Genomic DNA, 4,329 nt, shown 5'->3' with positions numbered 1-4,329 from the left:
TCCCTGCATCGCCCACCATCGGCCTTCCTGAACGCCGCACCCCAAAATGCCTAGCAACTACACCCCGCCCCTTGCCCGCCAAAAATTCTTCTGGGCGAATTCCACGCGCTGCTGTAGCTCGCATATCTCTGGAACGGGCAGACGTCGGAGCCGTTTTGGACCTTCATCTGTTCGCGATCCCAAAACGACACCCTCGATGCGGTCGTCGGCGCAAAAGACCGTATAGCGTTGTTCCGGCTCAGCGCTCGGGCTTGCTCCATGGGCCGGGCTTCATCGAGCGCCACTTGCCCGACAGGTCGCTGACCGCTTCGTCCGTTAGCCAAAGATGCGTAGTCGCAGCAATGGAAGGCGGCGAGATAGTCGCCGCGCATGAACTCCTGTCGATGGGGCCAAACTCTGCCCTACGCCGGTCGAGCCGCGATCAGCGCTTCATCGCGTGCAGGATGGCCTGCATGTGCTCTTCCAGGTCGAGTTCGCCCCGAGCCTCGGCGGTCAACAGGTAATCGGCCTTGGCCCGGCGGTCGCCTCGGCTGATCGCAGGATAGGAGCAGATGGCAAGCAATGCTTCCTGTTCAATCCGGTCTGCCCTCTTGCGATCGTGGCTGCTGCTGCCCGCTTGATGAACAACCCTGTGAAGCCCGACATAGCTGGCTTCATGGGCTCCGATCAGCGCCCGCAATTCGGGTGAGGCCCCTTCCGCTTCGGCAAATGTCGGTTCAACAACCGAGGCCACGGCGGTGAACGCAAGAAGTGTACGGCGTGTGATTTCGGGCATGCCTCATATCCCTGCTGTCTGATCATGCAGGCACACCATAGCACCGGCGCAACGGTTCGAAGAGATGCTCCTGGACGCGACCGCACTGTCTGCTGACAAAATGTACTCGCTCCCGTAGCTCGCCCGCCCAGCAGCCAGTGTGGCCTTAAGTCGCAAGGATTGGCTTGCGAAAGCGGGGTTTCGGCCTTCATTGACGCTGCGATCGACACCATATGGTGATCCACAGCCCTCCAAACGAGAGAAGCTCGCTTGACGCGGTCGCATAGCGGCCGTCAGCCGGCAATGGCTATGAACCAGGAACCTGAAAAACCATGCCTGAAAATGTCAGACCAATTTCGAAAGACGTCCCCCTCATTCAGCTAGGCGTCTATCAGTGCCGCTTCCCGGTAAGCGAAGACCGGTCGGTACCCGGCGGTTATCGTTTTTGTGCCGGGCCAACTTCGGCGGATCGCGTCTATTGCGATCACCACCACAGCATCGTGACCGCCGTCGACCCTCGCCGAACCCGTTCAGGTCTCCACCCCGCTCAACGACGCGCCGCGTAAGTCAAGCGGGCAGCGGCCCCTCGTTCGGGCAGCTGCAAACCGGTGGACTGAATCGGCACGCATTCCACCCGCGGAACAAACCGGTACGCCAGCGAGTTTCTCCCCGACGAAACTTGAGGGAAAGCCATGTCCAGATTTCTGCTGGCGACCAGCGTCGCCGTTCTTTTCGCCGTCGCGCCGGCCTTGGCCGCGGACGACAAGCCGCTGCCGCCGCCCAATGCCAAGAAGCTGTCGGAGATCATCGCCAAGGTCGAGCAGCGCGACGGCTTTCGCTATGTGGACGAGGTCGACTGGGACAGCGGCGCCTACACCGTCACCTATTACACGGCGGACAAGGCGAAGGTCGAAATCACCTACGATCCTGTGACGGCGGAGCCGAAATAGGGACGCTCCGACGCGAATTCGTTCTCGGCTGCGTCACAGGCTCCCGGCGCCAACTTCGGCGATCGCCCTGGCGCGGGCGCCTCCCCTTGCGTCAGTCGTGCTTTGATGGCTGACTGTCGTTTCCTGGAATAGCTCCGGGCGCCGCATTGGGGGATGGGGATGGCGACGGCAAAGCACGTGATGAAGCGCATATTGATGATGTTGGCCGGCTACTTCGTATCGGTGCTGGTCGGCCTGATCGCCGTGGCGGTGATCTATGGCGTGCTCAGTTCCTTGCCCAATGCGCCCAACTATTTCGACGTCATGGGTGTTTCGCCGATCGCGGTGCTGCTGGTGCCGCCGCTCGGCATGTTCGTCTATTTCCTGACGATCGTGGTGACCGCGCTGCAAACGTTGATCTTCGCGCTGATCGCAGAGTTCTTCTCGCTGCGCAATGTCCTGCTGCACATGGTTTTCGGCGCTGGCGCCGCAGTCGGCGGCTTCGCCCTGATCTGGCCGAGCGCACCGGAGGACATGGACCCGGAGCGTTGGGTCGACATCGGCATCATTGCCGCTGCCGGCCTTGTCGCCGGGTTGCTCTATTGGCTGATCGCCGGGCGCGACGCCGGCTTCCGACGGCCACTGTTCGAGCGCTAAATCAACTCGAAGGCGAGCGAACCGCCTCCGTGGCATCCAGGGCCTGCTTCAGCCGCGAGTCGCGGTCGTAGACGTCGCCGAAATATTCGACCTTGCCCGACAGATCGGGCCATGCGGTGAAATAGGCGACATAGACCGGGATCGTGCGTGTCACGTTCTCGGTCGCGTGGCCGTGCTTCAGCTTCTCGGCGATATAGTCCACGGAGGTGCCAAGCACCGCCGCCGCCATGCCGCGCGGGTCCTGCAGCCGCACGCAGCCATGGCTGAGCGCGCGCATATCGCGCTGGAAGAACGATTTCTGCGGCGTGTCGTGCATGTAGATCGCATGCTTGTTGGGGAACAGGATCTTCAACTCGCCCAGCGCGTTGGCCTCGCTCGGCTGCTGGCGCACGCTGTATGGGATGTTCGAGCCATAGGCGCCCCAGTTGACCGCCGACGAAGGAATGCGCTTGCCGCGCGAATCCGTCACCTCATAGCCGGCCCGGTCGAGATAGCCCGGATCGTTGCGCAATCTCGGCAGCATCTCGTTGACGATGATCGACTGGGGCACGCCCCAATAGGGATGGAAATCGACCTGCTTGATCTGGTCGTAGAAGAAGGAGGTCTGGTTGGTGGTCCGGCCAATGACGGCACGCGTCTTGAGCTTTTCCTCGCCATTGTCGATGTAGCTCGCGGTGAAGGCCGGCTGGTTGATGAAGACGCGCGGGCTGCCGAGATCGGAGGGCAGCCAGCGCAGTTCCTCCAGCGCCACTTCCACCTTCAGCAACTTGTCGGCCTTGGATGTTCCGGCCAGCGACGCGACGGTGCGCGGGCCGATGACGCCGTCGCCCTTCATGCCTGCCTTTTGCTGCACGGCCTTGATGACCGGGATCAGTTCCGGATCATAAACTTCGCTGGTGGCCAGCCTGGACAGGACCTCGCCATAGGCGCCGCCCATCTCGTCATCGAGATTGCGCGCGATCAGGGTCAGCAGCTTCGGCAGTTCGGGGCTGGTTTCGCCCGGCTTCAACAACAGTTTGGGGTCGACGACGATTTCGTTTTCCGCACTGGCCTGCAGCGCTTCCAGTTCGACGCGCAGCGCCTGGTATTCCGCATTCTGCGGGTGCCGCGATTCGAGATAGGTGCGCACCTGCTGGGTATGCGCCAGCGTTTTCAGCACGCCTTGCAGATCGAGCGGCTTGGCCGGGAAATCATAATAGCCGGTCATGCGGTTGGGATCGACGCGGCCGTTCTGGGCGTCGTGGGCATAGCGCAGCACACGCGCCGAAAGCGCCATCTCGAAACGGACGAGTTCTTTCAGTTGCGCATTGGCATCGGTCGTCGATGCGCCGGCAGCGGGCACTTCGACCGTATAGTCGGCGGGCGTGAGGCCATAGCTTGAAGCCTCGCCAAGCACCCGCACCGCATCCTGCGCACGGCTGTTGAGGCTGGTTCCGCTTATCCAGATGAAATCCGGATTGGCCGAGTAGTACGCGATCAGCGCCTTGGCGATGTCGGGCTCGGCTAAGAATTCGTAGTCGCCCAAGCTGGCAACCGCATCACGAAACGCGGCACCCGTAGCCGACGGGACGAAGGCGGCGTCCTGCGGTGTCGCCTGCGCCGGCGTCGCGGCCAATGCCGAGAAGTCGACGCGAACCAGCCGGTCGGCCTTGTAGGTGTAGTAGGACGGGCTGCTGATCTTCACATTGCCGCCGCCGCCACCGGACACTTTCGGCTTTGGCTTGTTCTTCGGTGGCGGGGGCGGAAACTCGCCTTTCGGCGCATGCCTGACGCCGCCGCCGAAAAGCATGTCGAAGAGCCCCTGCGCGCCTGCCTGGGGTACACCGAAAGCCAGCGTCGCCGTGATTGCCATCAGCGGCATCACGGTTGCTTTGTTTCCGAGGAATTTCATGAATCACCCGCTCCGGCCGCAACCGGTTCCCGTTCCGCACGCTCGATCGTCCCGCTCACCGCATGGCGGATGTAAGGCGCGACTATACTGATTCATAC

At 62.3% G+C, this 4,329-nt stretch carries 4 protein-coding genes; 2 read left to right on the top strand and 2 right to left on the bottom strand.

Going from position 1 to position 4,329, the window contains the following annotated elements:
* Nucleotides 1–421: 421 nt before the first annotated feature.
* Complete coding sequence (locus ENZ75_RS22900; protein WP_013531688.1) at nt 422–775, bottom strand: hypothetical protein; 354 nt, start codon at nt 773–775, stop codon at nt 422–424.
* A 671-nt stretch (nt 776–1,446) separates the two neighbouring features.
* Between ENZ75_RS22900 and ENZ75_RS22890 the strand changes: the two genes are divergently transcribed.
* Both ENZ75_RS22890 and ENZ75_RS22885 read left to right on the top strand, forming a co-directional pair.
* Complete coding sequence (locus ENZ75_RS22890) at nt 1,447–1,704, top strand: PepSY domain-containing protein (RefSeq protein WP_013531689.1); 258 nt, start codon at nt 1,447–1,449, stop codon at nt 1,702–1,704.
* A 153-nt stretch (nt 1,705–1,857) separates the two neighbouring features.
* Nucleotides 1,858–2,340 (top strand): hypothetical protein, encoded by a 483-nt coding sequence (locus ENZ75_RS22885; protein WP_063167997.1) that lies wholly within the window; start codon nt 1,858–1,860, stop codon nt 2,338–2,340.
* A 1-nt stretch (nt 2,341) separates the two neighbouring features.
* Here ENZ75_RS22885 and ENZ75_RS22880 read toward each other — a convergent pair whose 3' ends face one another.
* Nucleotides 2,342–4,231, bottom strand: coding sequence for a murein L,D-transpeptidase (locus tag ENZ75_RS22880; protein ID WP_063167996.1), 1,890 nt, complete (start codon nt 4,229–4,231; stop codon nt 2,342–2,344).
* Nucleotides 4,232–4,329: the final 98 nt, after the last annotated feature.

This window comes from Mesorhizobium sp. M7A.F.Ca.CA.002.04.1.1 (assembly GCF_004022805.1).
Taxonomy (GTDB): Bacteria; Pseudomonadota; Alphaproteobacteria; order Rhizobiales; family Rhizobiaceae; genus Mesorhizobium; species Mesorhizobium ciceri.
The sequence above is the reverse complement of the archived record's forward strand: the minus strand, read 5'-3'. Positions and strand labels throughout refer to the sequence as shown.

Excerpts from the sequence above, each read along its gene's own strand:
- ENZ75_RS22900 (WP_013531688.1), bottom strand. The coding sequence starts at position 775 with ATGCCCGAAATCACACGCCGTACACTTCTTGCGTTCACCGCCGTGGCC.
- ENZ75_RS22890 (WP_013531689.1), top strand. The coding sequence starts at position 1,447 with ATGTCCAGATTTCTGCTGGCGACCAGCGTCGCCGTTCTTTTCGCCGTC.
- ENZ75_RS22885 (WP_063167997.1), top strand. The coding sequence starts at position 1,858 with ATGGGGATGGCGACGGCAAAGCACGTGATGAAGCGCATATTGATGATG.
- ENZ75_RS22880 (WP_063167996.1), bottom strand. The coding sequence starts at position 4,231 with ATGAAATTCCTCGGAAACAAAGCAACCGTGATGCCGCTGATGGCAATC.